The 13,828-nt window shown below is 39.8% G+C and carries 10 protein-coding genes and 1 riboswitch; of the genes, 8 read left to right on the top strand and 2 right to left on the bottom strand.

What is annotated here, in order from left to right; genetic code table 11:
* Window positions 1-196: 196 nt before the first annotated feature.
* Entirely contained in the window at window positions 197-1,126 is a 930-nt protein-coding gene (locus tag E2H97_RS09995) for a GGDEF domain-containing protein (RefSeq protein WP_133407000.1), read from the top strand.
* Entirely contained in the window at window positions 1,120-2,130 is a 1,011-nt protein-coding gene (locus tag E2H97_RS09990) for an AraC family transcriptional regulator ligand-binding domain-containing protein (RefSeq protein ID WP_133406999.1), read from the top strand. Before E2H97_RS09995 ends, E2H97_RS09990 begins: the two co-directional genes overlap by 7 nt.
* A gap of 26 nt (window positions 2,131-2,156) precedes the next feature.
* Here the strand turns inward: E2H97_RS09990 and E2H97_RS09985 are convergent, their stop codons facing one another.
* Window positions 2,157-3,347, bottom strand: a complete 1,191-nt coding sequence (locus E2H97_RS09985; protein WP_133406998.1) for an ankyrin repeat domain-containing protein — start codon at window positions 3,345-3,347, stop codon at window positions 2,157-2,159.
* Between the two features lie 266 nt (window positions 3,348-3,613).
* A riboswitch (TPP riboswitch) is annotated at window positions 3,614-3,732 on the top strand.
* A gap of 126 nt (window positions 3,733-3,858) precedes the next feature.
* On the opposite strand from E2H97_RS09985, the gene thiC reads away from it, so the two are divergent.
* The 6 genes from thiC (at window position 3,859) to thiH (ending at window position 10,534) form a co-directional block, all read left to right on the top strand.
* Window positions 3,859-5,865 (top strand): phosphomethylpyrimidine synthase ThiC, encoded by a 2,007-nt coding sequence (thiC, locus tag E2H97_RS09980; RefSeq protein WP_133406997.1) that lies wholly within the window; start codon window positions 3,859-3,861, stop codon window positions 5,863-5,865.
* A 5-nt stretch (window positions 5,866-5,870) separates the two neighbouring features.
* Window positions 5,871-7,448: a bifunctional hydroxymethylpyrimidine kinase/phosphomethylpyrimidine kinase gene (gene thiD, locus E2H97_RS09975; protein ID WP_246028989.1), complete on the top strand. Its 1,578-nt coding sequence runs from the start codon at window positions 5,871-5,873 to the stop codon at window positions 7,446-7,448.
* Window positions 7,445-8,206, top strand: a complete 762-nt coding sequence (locus tag E2H97_RS09970) for a HesA/MoeB/ThiF family protein (protein ID WP_133406996.1) — start codon at window positions 7,445-7,447, stop codon at window positions 8,204-8,206. The genes thiD and E2H97_RS09970 overlap by 4 nt, the downstream gene beginning before the upstream one ends.
* Window positions 8,203-8,424 carry a sulfur carrier protein ThiS gene (thiS, locus tag E2H97_RS09965; protein ID WP_170308280.1) on the top strand — a complete coding sequence of 74 codons (222 nt, stop codon included), beginning with the start codon at window positions 8,203-8,205 and terminating at the stop codon, window positions 8,422-8,424. The genes E2H97_RS09970 and thiS overlap by 4 nt, the downstream gene beginning before the upstream one ends.
* Window position 8,425: 1 nt before the next feature.
* Window positions 8,426-9,202 (top strand): thiazole synthase, encoded by a 777-nt coding sequence (locus E2H97_RS09960; protein WP_133406994.1) that lies wholly within the window; start codon window positions 8,426-8,428, stop codon window positions 9,200-9,202.
* 219 nt (window positions 9,203-9,421) lie between these two features.
* Window positions 9,422-10,534 carry a 2-iminoacetate synthase ThiH gene (gene thiH, locus E2H97_RS09955; RefSeq protein ID WP_133406993.1) on the top strand — a complete coding sequence of 371 codons (1,113 nt, stop codon included), beginning with the start codon at window positions 9,422-9,424 and terminating at the stop codon, window positions 10,532-10,534.
* Window positions 10,535-10,606: 72 nt separating this feature from the next.
* Here thiH and E2H97_RS09950 read toward each other — a convergent pair whose 3' ends face one another.
* Window positions 10,607-13,780, bottom strand: coding sequence for a TonB-dependent receptor (locus E2H97_RS09950; protein WP_133406992.1), 3,174 nt, complete (start codon window positions 13,778-13,780; stop codon window positions 10,607-10,609).
* Window positions 13,781-13,828 lie beyond the last annotated feature (48 nt).

Below are 13,828 nucleotides of genomic sequence, written 5' to 3'. Positions count from 1 at the left end.
AAGGTGGCTATGAGCTAAATTGACTGCCATGAATCCCTTTCTATGTCAGCTTTTGTGTTTCGAAGGCTTAGATATTTAATTAAATATGATAATTAGGTGAGCTGATTTGACTGCTAAGGAGAATAGGTCGCTAGTAATAAATGTTTAACATCTTGTCGTTAATTTGAATTGAACTATTCAGTCTGGTTCAAAGAAAATGAAATTTGGGGTTAATTCGATCAACTGGCGTTGGTTATCAGTGATTATCGTAGCATTACTCGCTCCTTTAATACTTATGTTGCAATTTTTACCAATCAAACAGAGTGTTGCTGTCGATTGGTTGGATATCGTTACTGAGGGTGCATTGTTTGCGGTAAGTTTTTGTTGGTTGTTAGTGGTATACAGTGCAAGACCTAAGGGGTGGGTTACCAATTTTCTTTTAATTGGTCTTAGTTTTTATAGCTTCGGTTGTTACCTAGATATTATGGATGAAATCTTTATTCGAAATGATTTAGGTCTTATTATCAATATCATAGAGAAACTTCCAACACCTCTTGGGTTAACGATTTTGACAATTGGACTTTGGCAGTGGCGCAAAGAACAGCGAATAATTAACCAACAACTTCACAACCGTGAACAGTTTATCCGCCAACACCATCTTATTGATCCTCTCACTCAACTTAATGATGTTAGAAGTTTTGAATATCACCTTGAGCGATCGGTAAAACAAAATCTAAAATTCGGATTAGTCATGTTCGATTTAGATAACTTTGCAGAATTTAATAAGGTTCATGGAATCGCTGGTGGAGATAAATTCCTTAACGAAGTCAGTCATTGGTTAAGCTACCGTTCGCGAAACTGTGATCTGATTTGCCGTTATGCAGGGGATAGATTTATCGCTATGGTTGAATCGAATAGTGATCACTTTGTTCCTATTTTGGCAAAAGAGATCTCTGACGCTTTAGCATTCTATGATATCCATGTCAGTCATTCTTGGATACTACCTTCAGAAGTCGAGTCTTTAAATTGTTATCAAGTTTCTGATGAAGAATCCATTCTATTTAGATTGATTGGTTCATTAAATCAAAAAATGGAATCCATAAAGTTCAAAAATACGTCGGATAACGCTTGGAAGGTACAATGCTAACTCCTGCATTTTATCGCGATAAGTCTTTGAGATGTCAGCCGTTTGTACTGAGTTTGGTTGCATTATTTAAACAAAGAGGACTCACAGCGGATAAACTGCTTAAGGGAACAGGAATTTTTTTAGCTGATTTTAGACAAACGGAAAAGCTGTTATCGCCACAACAGTTCAATCAGTTAATCCATAACGCTAAAAAGCTGTGGAAAGGAGATGATTTACCTTTCCTACTCGGGCAATTTTGGTTAGCAGAACAATCTCAAGAACTCGCTTCTGGGCTCATTTCGGCAAATGATGCAACTCAGGCATTTTCTTTTTGGCATCAATTTAAGTGGCTTACTCATCCTTGGCTGCAATTATCATTTTTAGAGACAGAAGATTACTGGCATATAATATTCAGTCTTGATAATGGTGGGCATCAACATCAAGTTTTTTTGTATGAAAACCTGTTTGCTAATTTGCAATCGGTTTATAAGCAAATGACCAAGAAACAACTTATCGCACAATATAGCTTCCCTTATGCACAGCCACAACAATTGGCTTATTATCATAAATATTTTGGACAAAATCTTGAGTTTTCAGCGCCTGTTTGTCGAATGTCAATTTGTAAAACAGAGATTCAGCCACTTCAATCACAGGCTAACCATTATTCATCAAAGAGGCTCATCCATCGAGGTACTTATAAGAGCTTAAAGCTTCAACCTTATCGAATTGGGCTAGAAGGATTTATTCGTAAGCGCTTAAAAAGTAAAAAAATCAGCCTTGATGAAATGGCTAAGCAGTTAAATTTAAGTCCTGCCTCTTTAAAAAGAAGGTTGAAAGAGTGTCAAACAAGTTATCAAGTGTTGCAGGATGAAGCTCAATTGATTAATGCCTTAATCGCATTGTCGAAACTTGAACCCAATGATGTAGCTAAAAAAATGGATTATCAAGATAGTAGTAACTTCCGTCGCTCTTTTAAGCGTTGGACAGGCGCATTACCGCAAAGCTATCGATTATGGTTGGCTTAGAGGTCATATTCGCTCTCTATGGGTATTTATGTTTCATCTCCTTTTGTAATGTCCTCATGCTTTGATATGACACTTCTTGTATCATAATTATTTTTTATGCAAACATATGTCTCTTCATCACTCTCACCATCTGGTGTATATAATTCTTCGTTTGGGAGAACGCAAACCCTCGCTGTATATAGCACTTGTGAAGAATTGACATGTGTTATGCGCTTCGGCACCAATCTTGGTATTTGAAAGTGTTGCCAATAAGGGCGCACTACTGTTGCAAGCCTATTTTTTTTATCTCCAAAAAACCAAAACGGTAATGCTCTGGTAATTTCCTCCCAATTTTTATACACGCTGAGGGTTTGAGGACAGCAGCTGAGAATTGCACCTACCGTACTTATGAGTCCTTTTCGCATTGCAATGGTCAAAGGAGTTCCTCGTGGTTCTGCGCTAGAGTGACTTTGGAGGGCAATTAGTCTCTCTGCTTGTAGGTTTAGCCCATTAAATTCTTCATTAAAGCCAAGTAGAGTTGATAATAATCCTGCATGATCTCTATTTATAACGTAATGAAATATGGAAGTACCATTCTCATTTATGAAAAATGGGTTCATGCCATTCTGAAGCATAAGGTACAGCACTTTCTGGCTATTAGGATACTGCTCAATCATGCTGGCAATAAAATCTTTTGAACTTCTTACGGGATAATTTAAATCAACACCTCTTTCAATTTGAGTTTGTATCAAATCCCATTTTCCATCTTTGACTAGAGAGCTCAGTTCTAAAGTGGCTCGTTGTTGCTGTGGTAACTGGTGAAATATGGAGCAGATTTGCGAGGTTTCTTCATCGCTAATAGGAAGTGAAGGACGAAAGTGTGCTCGTACTATGTATCTAAATTTATCATCAGGTTTTGGTTCAACTATAGTTCGATTAAAAGAAGAGATTGAAGAGGTTACAATAAATGTTGGTTTACGAGATAACACATGTGGAATTTCTGAAACGTCTGCAACAGCAAAAAATTTAGCTAAATACGGTTGATGATTAGGATCGCTTTTATCAATGAGTACTGTAAATACGACTTCGTTACCAGACTCTGTAGTAAATGAAACACAACAAGTATCCGTTTCTTCAATAAATGAAAACATTGATAACGCCGGAGTAGTAAAAGCGTTACCCAGTCTAAATAGATATTTTGTCGGTGCTACTTGAGCTTGTACCTCAGAGGAAGCCATTTTCATCCCTTTTAAGCGGTAAGGGCTTAATGCATTACATCTTTTGTATCATATAATGTGTTTAAAATTTCTAAAGTTAAATGAATAAAAGTTCACAAAGTAGAGTATTAAAAACATCATTTGAGAAAGGCTGCATGAAAATTTTGCAGAGACTCACGTTTTCATCTTCAATTGTTGTTGCTAATGAATTTAAATTGTGAATATACTAATTGCGCTCAAACTTCTGAAGCCTTCAGGCTTTTGAGCCACTACCAATTGATATTGGTAAACACTTGTCGGAGTGCCTAAATGGCTGAGATCGCACTTTCCATATTGGAATAAAAAAGCGGGATCCGTTGAACCTGATTGGGTTAAGACCTACGAAGGAAACAAGAAAAATTGAATTAAAGGATTAACACACACTCTCAATAGGAGTGTATTCTTTACTATTCACTTTTCCAGTCAATATATCAGACCTCATTGGACACCAGACAAGCAAACTCAAAGAATTACAACTATTGTGAGATTGCTTATGAGCACCAACACTCGAAACGAAAGCCTTCATTCAGAAGGTCATTTTGAAAACAGTAACAAACAACCGCAAACCCGTCGTGAACGCCGCGAATACGCAGAGCAGTACATCAACAACTTAAGACCAGAGCAATTTCCCAACTCTGAAAAAATCTATGTAGAAGGTAGCCGTCCTGACATTCAGGTAGGGATGCGTCGAATTTACCAAACCGATACAGTTTTAGGCGGCACTAAAGATGACCCTATCACTGAGCCAAATCCTCCGATTGATGTTTACGATTGTACTGGTCCATATTCAGACTTTGATTATGAAATCAACGTTCATAAAGGGCTAAAGCAAGTAAGAAAAGGCTGGATTGAAGAACGTGAAGATACCGAGTTATTACCAAAAGTATCTTCCGAATACACTCAGCAGCGACTTGCTGATGATGGCTTGGACCACATACGTTTTGAAGATTTACCAACTCCGCGTAAAGCGAAGAAAGGTAAGTGTGTTACCCAAATGCACTACGCTCGCCAAGGCATTATCACGCCTGAAATGGAATACGTTGCCATACGCGAAAACATGGGACGTGCAGAATTAGCAAAAACTGAGCTAGGTAAACGTGATAAAGGCGAAAGCTTTGGTGCAATCATGGAGCCAATTACTCCAGAGTTTGTTCGTTCAGAAGTTGCACGTGGCCGTGCCGTCATTCCATCAAACATTAACCACCCAGAAGCTGAACCTATGATCATGGGTCGTAACTTCTTGGTGAAAGTGAACTCAAACATTGGTAATTCGGCGGTAACTTCTTCAATTGAAGAAGAAGTTGAGAAGATGATTTGGTCAGTAAAGTGGGGGGCCGATACTCTGATGGATCTGTCTACAGGTCGTTATATTCATGAAACTCGTGAATGGCTGGTTCGTAACTGTCCAGTGCCTGTAGGTACAGTACCGATTTACCAAGCGCTTGAAAAAGTAAATGGGGTTGCTGAAGACCTTACTTGGGAAGTGTTCCGCGATACGCTGATTGAACAAGCTGAGCAAGGTGTCGATTACTTCACGATTCACGCAGGTGTATTACTGCGCTATGTACCTATGACGGCTAAACGAGTAACAGGCATTGTTTCTCGTGGTGGTTCTATCATGGCGAAATGGTGCTTGAGTCATCATAAAGAAAGTTTCTTATATACTCATTGGCGTGAGATCTGTGAAATTTGTGCTGAATATGACGTGTCGCTTTCAATTGGTGATGGTATGCGTCCGGGGTCGATTGCTGATGCCAATGATGAAGCTCAGTTTGCTGAGTTAGAAACCCAAGGTGAATTGACCAAGATTGCATGGGAATATGACGTGCAAGTATTCATCGAAGGTCCTGGTCATGTGCCAATGCACAAGATCAAAGAGAACATGGAAAAGCAGCTTAAACACTGTGATGAAGCGCCTTTCTATACCCTTGGTTGTCAAGTAACAGATATTGCACCGGGTTATGATCACTTTACATCCGCAATGGGGGGAGCGCAAATCGGTTGGTACGGTGTGGCAATTCTTTGCTATGTCACGCCAAAAGAACACTTAGGCTTACCGAACAAAGAAGACGTAAAGCAAGGCATGATTGCCTACAAGATCGCGGCACATGCGGCTGACGTTGCAAAAGGGCACCCAACTGCGCAGATCCGTGATAATGCTCTGTCTAAAGCACGTTTTGAATTCCGTTGGGAAGATCAAATTAACCTTGGTCTAGATCCTGATACAGCCAAGGCATATCACGATGAAACACTGCCACAAGAATCGGCAAAAGTGGCTCATTTCTGTTCAATGTGTGGTCCTAAATTTTGCTCAATGAAAATTACTCAAGATGTACGAGAGTATGCTGCATCATTAGAAAAAGGTGTTGAAGTTCAAAGCCACCAAAACTATGTGAATGCCATTGAACAAGAAGTAATGGCAGGCTTTGAGCAAAAGGCTAAGGAGTTCAACGAATCAGGAGCTGAGGTTTACCACACTCTTGAGTCAGAAAATGCGTAGGAGACATGATGGTTTCTTACCAAAATGAAACTACTGGGTGCATTGCGCGCCCTGTAGTTTGGACAATCGCTGGTTCAGACAGTGGTGGCGGGGCTGGAATTCAAGCGGACTTCGCAACCATCAATGATTTAAACAGCCATGCCTGTACTGTGATCACTTCTATTACAGCACAGAGTAGTGTCGCTGTAGATTTAGTTGAGCCAGTTTCAGAGCAGATGTTACGGCAGCAGCTTGAAACACTTTATACTGATCTACCACCCCAAGCCATAAAAATTGGTTTACTGGTGGACCAACAACAAATCGAGGTCGTAGCTGAATGGCTAAAGCAAGAGCGTGCTGATTATCCAGATTTAGTTGTGGTGCTTGATCCAGTGTTAATTGCCAGTAGTGGTGATGGTCTTGCTGATTCTAAGGGCTTAGATTTCGCTCCTTTAAAAGGCTTAATTGATGTAATAACGCCTAATTTTTACGAGTTACAACAGTTATCAGAATTTAGCTTCATAAAACAAAGTGACATAGTTACTGCCGCTAGAGCATTATCAAAATCTTTGGCTTGCAGTGTGTTAGCTAAAGGTGGAGATAATCCAGAGTTTGTGGATAGCCAACACGCGACGGATTTACTTGTTTGTCATCAGGTCGAACATTGCTCGGAAAATCATAATAATGCTGAATTTTGGTTTGCAAGTGAGCGTGTAGATACGAAAAACAATCATGGCACAGGCTGTACTTTGTCTTCTGCAATTGCGGCAGTATCTGCGCATGGGTACACCATTTTAGATGCCGTTGCCATTGCCAAGGCTTATTTATCTAAGGGTTTAACTCAAAGCTATCAGTTAGGTAAAGGTCCGGGGATTTTGGCTAGAACTGGGTGGCCACAAAATATTGATTGTTTTCCAATTATCACTTCAACTGAACCTGAGTTAGTTGCGAGTAAACCAGCAAAAGGCTTTAAAGCGCTAGATACTGATTTAGATGTTTATCCAGTTGTGGGCAATGTGGAGCTTATCGAAGCTTTACTTAAAGCTGGATGCACGACGGTTCAATTACGTTTAAAGGCCGAAGACTTGAATGATAAAGAGTCTGAATGGTTAGAAACACAAATTATTAAGGCCATTGAGTTAGGCAATCAATATAACGCTCAAGTGTTCATTAATGATCATTGGGAACTGGCACTCAAGCATAACGCTTTTGGAATCCATCTAGGTCAAGAAGATGTGATAGGCGTTGACTTACAAGCTATTGCAGATGCCGATATTGCATTGGGGTTATCCAGTCACGGCACTTTTGAAGCCTTATTGGCGTATCAATTACAGCCTTCATACTTAGCAATTGGTCATATTTTCCCAACTACGACTAAAGACATGCCATCTTTACCTCAGGGGTTAGTTAAGCTTCACCAAAATACTCAATTGTTCAAAGGTCATGTGCCATTAGTCACAATTGGTGGAATCAACAAAAGCAATTTACTCGATACTAAATCAACTGGAGTTGATTCAATAGCCGTAGTGAGAGCAATCACCCAAGCTGAATCACCACAAAATGCTTTTAGAGAGTTGAAAGTCATGTGGTTGGAGGGCGTATGATCACGGATAACGACTTCATGCGCTATTCAAGGCAGATTCTCTTACCTGAAGTCGGAGAGCAAGGGCAATCAAAGCTGAAGCAAGCATCTGTAGTGATTGTTGGTGTTGGTGGGTTAGGTACATTGGTTTCACACTATTTAGCGGCGGCAGGTGTTGGAAAAATTCACTTATTTGATGGAGATAGCATTGATTTAAGTAATCTTCCAAGGCAACTATTGTTTTCTGATGATGATATCGGACTTAATAAAGCCGAAACGGCTGCGGAAAAACTCTGGGCTCAGTACGGTGATTGTGAAATCAAGGTAACTAATCAGCACTTCGATGCACAAAGTCAGAATGATATTGATGAAGATGTTTTAGTAATAATTGACTGCTGCGACAACTTCGAAGCAAGGCGCAGCATCAATCGCTTTTGTGTCGAGAATGAAAAGCTTCTTGTCTCTGTCGCCGTCGCTAACTTCAACTTACAAGCCATGGTCTATCAACCGGATGATTCTGGCTGCTATCAATGTCTTTATCCAGATTCTACCGAAACGGCAGAAAACTGCGCCACCGTTGGCGTATTGGGGCCTATGGTAGGAATTGCTGCGTCAATTCAGTCGCTTTTAGCCGTCAAATTATTATTAGGTATACCAAATATTTCAGGGAAACTGTGGCACTTTGACGGATTAAACTTCAATTGGTTTTCAGCCCAGTTAGAAAAAGATCCAGAGTGTCCAGTTTGCAAGGAACAACAGCTTAAAGAGGAATGTGCGTGATCCAAGTTAGTTATAATGGTGAGCAAATCAAAATTAATGAGAACAGCACCATTCTATCTGCCATTGAGCAAGCAGTTTTACTCAGTGACGAACCAATAAGTTTAAAAAGTATTGCAGTTGTTTATAACAGCAAAGTACTACCAAGAAGATTATGGACTGAAACTGTTTGTCAGCAAAGTGACGAGTTACAAGTCTTTCAAGCAGTGGCAGGAGGGTAAGATGCTTACGATAGCCGATCATCAATTTCAATCAAGATTATTCACTGGTACAGGTAAGTTTAGAAATTCAAAATTAATGTTAAATTCCATTAAAGCGTCAGAAAGTCAGCTAACAACATTAGCAATGAAGCGGGTTGATGCTGAAAATGGTACTGATGATTTAATGCAGCCTTTGCTGGATTCGGGCGTAAAGTTACTGCCAAATACATCTGGTGCTCGTAATGCAAAAGAAGCGATATTTGCAGCCGAGCTTTCTCGAGAATTGTTTAATACCAACTGGGTAAAATTAGAAATCCATCCAGATCATCGTTATCTGATGCCTGACCCAATTGAAACCTTACAAGCTGCAAAAGAATTAGTAGAACAGGGCTTTGTAGTATTGCCATATGTACATGCCGATCCTGTTTTGTGTTGCCGATTACAAGAAGTTGGCGTTCATGCAGTAATGCCATTGGGAAGTCCTATTGGTAGTAATCAAGGTCTGGTATCAGAAGAGTTTCTAAAAATCATCATTGAACAAGCACAAGTACCAGTCGTTGTGGATGCAGGTATTGGTGCGCCTTCCCAAGCCGCTAGAGCAATGGAACTCGGTGCAGATGCCGTGTTAGTCAACACCGCAATTGCCAGCAGTTCTGATCCAATAATCATGGCAAAGTGCTTTAAAGATACAGTTAATGCAGGGCGTTTAGCGTATGAGGCAGGGTTAGGAGTGGTGTCAACTAAGGCACACAATACCAGCCCATTAACCGGCTTTTTACATGATAGTCAGTTGGCGTAAGTTTGGTCACTGTGTTGTTATCGAGTATGTGGGTCAATGATTAGTTCTAAGGAGCAATAGTATGAATACCAACGGAAGCGCACATCCATGTGCTGACGATCGTGACATCCTGTCACGGACGGTTGGTTTATCAAACTATTGCTTCTGCCAGTGTCTCCCTTTAATCGTATCAATTACAAAGTAGGTATTTTTTTAGTTTTATTATTGTGAGTAATTTAAATGAGCTTTGTAGACAGGTTTAGTCAAATCGATCGTGACGATTTGAAACTAAGGCTTTATTCAAAAACTCAAAGGGATGTTGAGCGAGCATTGCTGCGTCCAGAGCGTAACCTAGATAATTTAATGGCGCTTTTGTCTCCTGCTGCTGAAGATTATATTGAGCAGATGGCTCAAGGTTCAGTGGCACTAACTCGTCAACGTTTTGGCTCCAACATAGGTATGTATTTACCCATGTATTTATCAAATTTATGTGCTAACGAATGTGATTACTGTGGGTTCAGCATGAGTAATCGCATTAAACGTGTGATCTTGAAAGATGATGAAATCGAAGCTGAGTGTAAGATCTTAAAATCATGGGGAATAGATTCGATCCTGTTAGTTTCAGGTGAACATGAAACCAAAGTGGGCATCGAATATTTCAAAAAAGTACTTCCCCAAGTGAAAAAGCACTTTAGCCATGTTGCTATAGAAGTGCAGCCGCTTACCCAAGATGAGTATCATCAATTAGTTGAGCTAGGTCTCGATGCCGTGATGGTTTACCAAGAGACGTATCAACCACACACTTATGCTCAACATCATTTACGTGGTAACAAATCAAAATTCGATTATCGATTAGAAACACCGGATAGATTGGGTAAAGCTGGCGTTGATAAAATCGGACTAGGTGTGTTACTTGGGCTTGATGATTGGCGACTTGATGCGTTAATGATGGGCTATCACTTAGACTACATGGAAAAAAAATATTGGCGTAGCCGATACAGTATTTCTTTACCTAGACTTCGTCCATGTGTTGGTGGTGTGCAACCTAAAGTGGAATTAACTGATGTGGGGTTAGTGCAATTGATTTGTGCATTTAGGCTGTTTAATCCGCAACTTGATATCAGTTTATCCACTCGTGAAGAAGGTCAGTTTAGAGAAAACCTATTGCCTTTAGGGATCACTCACGTGAGTGCAGGAAGTTCTACAGAACCTGGCGGTTATCTGCACCCTAAAACTGAGTTATCACAATTTGAGATCAGTGATGAGCGAGGGGTTTTAGAATTTGCTGAAGCTATGCGGGCAAGGGGATTAAACCCTGTATTTAAAGATTGGGAAGCTGAGTGGATTAGCTAGTTAGCTTTAAGTGTCAGCCATTAAAAAAGCCAGTCAAGTTATGACTGGCTTTTTGTTAAGTTCTAAGTGATTTTAGAACTTGTATTTAACACCTACCTGCATCTGCCAAGTAGACTTATTTACGTTGTAAGTGTTGTAGTTTCTAGTATCTATAGAATCTTGACGGTACGGGAGTTTATATGTGTAAACACCTGTTTTTGCGTCATAGTCATGGTCAACAAGGATCTTGTTATTAAAGCGTTGAGTTTCAACACGTCCCCAGTCTTTATTTATCAAGTTAAGAACATTTCGAATAGTGAAATAAAACTCTCCTTTGTGCTCAGATGTAAAGCCTGGGACTTCCTGAGCAAATTTAAAGTCTAGCTGGTGTGTCCAAGGTTGGTTACTTGTTCCTTTAGGAATAATCTTACCTGCATACTTATCAAGACCAATTTTCTTAATTGCAGCTAAGAATTGATCGTATGTTAAATCACCTTCAAATTTAACATTTGGGTCATTAGGTCCTGTAGGTATGTATGGAAGGTAGGCATCAGATTTAGAGAAACCACTCTGATCTCCAAGGTTCTTGTCATTATGAGAGCCTAGTACCCAAGATAGTGGACGACCTTTCTTGATATTGTAGAACAAGTTGAAACGTGAGTTATAACCTGCGAAGAACTCAGTTTCATAGCCCATAGTTAAGCTAAAGCGGTGAGGAGTCTCAAAATTACCTGTACCAAGAGTCGGCTCGTTACGATCGTATCGAGTTATTGCATATTGGTAGTTAGATACTGCTCGAGAAGAAGTTCCAGGGAAGCCTTCTTTAACATCGCTATAAGTATAAGTTAAGCGGAAGTCTAAACCGAAATCCCAAGCCTTAGCTGTTGTTAAAGACCAGTTGAAACTACGACCACTTTTATCTGCGTTGGTCAATAGTATATCACGGCGTTTAGTTGAACCACCTTTACCTTCGTTAGCTAGTGGATCCCAAGTCTCATACACTTGTCGACCTGTACCGTCAACTTTAAGCTTTCTACGAGCTAAATCTTTCCATGCTAAGTCGTTTTCACGCTTGATGTATAAAATTTCAGTACCGAAGAACCAGTTTTCACCAAAAGAACCAAGATCCCATGTTGTATCAGCTGCTAGGTTGAAACGCCAATCGGAAGGTAGTTCAAAATTAGGAGCTATAGCATTTACATCACCGTCACCGTCAATTTTGGCTATTGCATCGTCAGCACCTTGAGGTACTTTAGAGAAATCAATTTTGCCAAAGCTGTCTTTCCAACCATCACGGTATGAAAGAAGTGTTACACCATCATTCGAAAAGCTGTTTGCAATCCAAACATTAGGTGAACCACCAGTGTAGCGACCGATTCCACCTCTCAAAGTAACATTATCGGTTAAAGTGTAGTTAAAGCCGGCACGTGGTAACCAAATATCTAGACCATCAAGAGTATGATTGTTTGCAAAATTATATCGCTTAACAAAATTGCTATTTAACTCAGGCTTCTTATCCATTGAAATGGTTTCATAGCGTAAACCAAATTGAAGCTCCAAATCATCATTTACAGTCCAAACATCCTCTGCCCAAAGTGCAATATTCTGAATATCAAATTTTGCAGCAATATCATCACGATTTTTAGACTTTGCATTGTTGTAAGTAAAGTTACCTACTTTGCCTGCTCTGAAGTCTTCAATTGAGTTGAAAACCCAGCGTCCTTTGAAATCAGCTGCGAATAAGTTATAAACTTTCAAATCGCTATAATTAAATCCGAAACCCAGTATATGGTCACCTAAAACGTAGTCACCAGCAAAAGAAATTTCTAACTTTTGATTATTCAACTCGTTTGCTTGTCTGAAACGCTCGGTACCAAAGTTGATACCAATATCGCTATCTTTAGCATCGGTTTGAACCCTAACGCTACCAATATTTAGGGGGGTGATAGGAGAAACAGACGTCGTAGTATCTTTGTGGGCAACTTTGATTTCGGTAGAAAAAACATCTGACCAGTCACTATAAACGTTCAACCCGAATGTTTCGAGTTTTTCATTTTTGTTGTAAGTATGACTAGAAAGGTTTAAGTTTTCGTCATCACTTGTCGCTGATGTTCTGTTACCATCTGTATTTTGATAAGTCAAAGAAGCACGGTGATCGTTGTTAATCTCCCAATCAAGCTTAAGGATAAGCTTTTCATCTTCCTCAACAGGCGTTGCATCAAAGCTACCAATGTTATTTAAACCATATTTTGATTTAGCGATTGCAACAACATCATCAAATTGTGCTTTTGTAACAGGGCTAGCATTTGCAAAGCCAGTACCAGCTGGACCATATAATTGCTTTTGAGGTGCATCAAACTTTTCATAACTACCAAAGAAGAATAATTTATCTTTGATTATTGGAAGACCAATGGTTCCACCAAAAGTCGTTTCTTTAAAGTCTTGCTTTACTTTCTTTCCGTTTATTTCACCATCACCCGCAAGCGAATCATTTGTATTTTGCCAAAATAGGGTACCATCTACTTCGTTAGTACCTGATTTGGTTGTTACGTTAATTTGAGCACCTGTGAATCCACCACGACGAGCAGAAAATGGTGCTGTATCTAGAGCTACACTTTGAACTGCATCGATTGAAATTGGAGAACGTTGAGTAGGATAACCGTTGCTATTTAAACCAAAGTCATCATTTTGTTGAATGCCATCAACTACAAATGAGTTATAGCGAGGATTCATACCTGCAACAGAAAGGCTGATTCCATCTGCATCCAAGTTAGCGAATGGATTCTGGCGAAGAGTATCTTTTAGATCACGATCTAATCCTGGAGAATTCTCAATGGCTTTTGCACCATAATATTGAGAATCACCTAAACCGATGATAGCTTGTGAGCTAGCTGATACAGTGATTGACTCAATTTCTTCTTGGTTTGAAAGAGAGCGGTTCAGACGGAATGTTTCACCAACGTTTAGGTAAACACCTTCAATAGTGTCATCAGCTAACGACTCAGAGTCTAAGATGATCTTGTATGGACCACCAACGCGTAGACCCCTTGCGCTGAAGTTACCTTTGCCATCAACTTTTACTTTAGTGATAGAACCTGTTGGTTCATGGACAATAGATACAGTAACATCGGTTACTGCCACGCCTGATGCATTAGTAATATGCCCTCTCATATTACTTGCGGTATCAGCCATTGCTGGAGCAGCAAGGCCGTACGCCATACACAAGGCTAAGGCTACAGAGCTTATTTTACGATTTCGCGTTTTCATCGCTTTTATTTCCCTTTGTAGGTATGTAGGTTTATTTTGTTTGGTGAA

Source organism: Parashewanella tropica (assembly GCF_004358445.1).
Classification (GTDB): domain Bacteria; phylum Pseudomonadota; class Gammaproteobacteria; order Enterobacterales; family Shewanellaceae; genus Parashewanella; species Parashewanella tropica.
Note: the sequence above shows the minus strand (reverse complement) of the source record. Positions and strands in the feature narration are given on the sequence as shown.

Coding starts and splice junctions, on each gene's coding strand:
- E2H97_RS09995 (WP_133407000.1), top strand. CDS start 197: ATGAAATTTGGGGTTAATTCGATCAACTGGCGTTGGTTATCAGTGATT.
- E2H97_RS09990 (WP_133406999.1), top strand. CDS start 1,120: ATGCTAACTCCTGCATTTTATCGCGATAAGTCTTTGAGATGTCAGCCG.
- E2H97_RS09985 (WP_133406998.1), bottom strand. CDS start 3,347: ATGGCTTCCTCTGAGGTACAAGCTCAAGTAGCACCGACAAAATATCTA.
- thiC (WP_133406997.1), top strand. CDS start 3,859: ATGAGCACCAACACTCGAAACGAAAGCCTTCATTCAGAAGGTCATTTT.
- thiD (WP_246028989.1), top strand. CDS start 5,871: ATGATGGTTTCTTACCAAAATGAAACTACTGGGTGCATTGCGCGCCCT.
- E2H97_RS09970 (WP_133406996.1), top strand. CDS start 7,445: ATGATCACGGATAACGACTTCATGCGCTATTCAAGGCAGATTCTCTTA.
- E2H97_RS09960 (WP_133406994.1), top strand. CDS start 8,426: ATGCTTACGATAGCCGATCATCAATTTCAATCAAGATTATTCACTGGT.
- thiH (WP_133406993.1), top strand. CDS start 9,422: ATGAGCTTTGTAGACAGGTTTAGTCAAATCGATCGTGACGATTTGAAA.
- E2H97_RS09950 (WP_133406992.1), bottom strand. CDS start 13,780: ATGAAAACGCGAAATCGTAAAATAAGCTCTGTAGCCTTAGCCTTGTGT.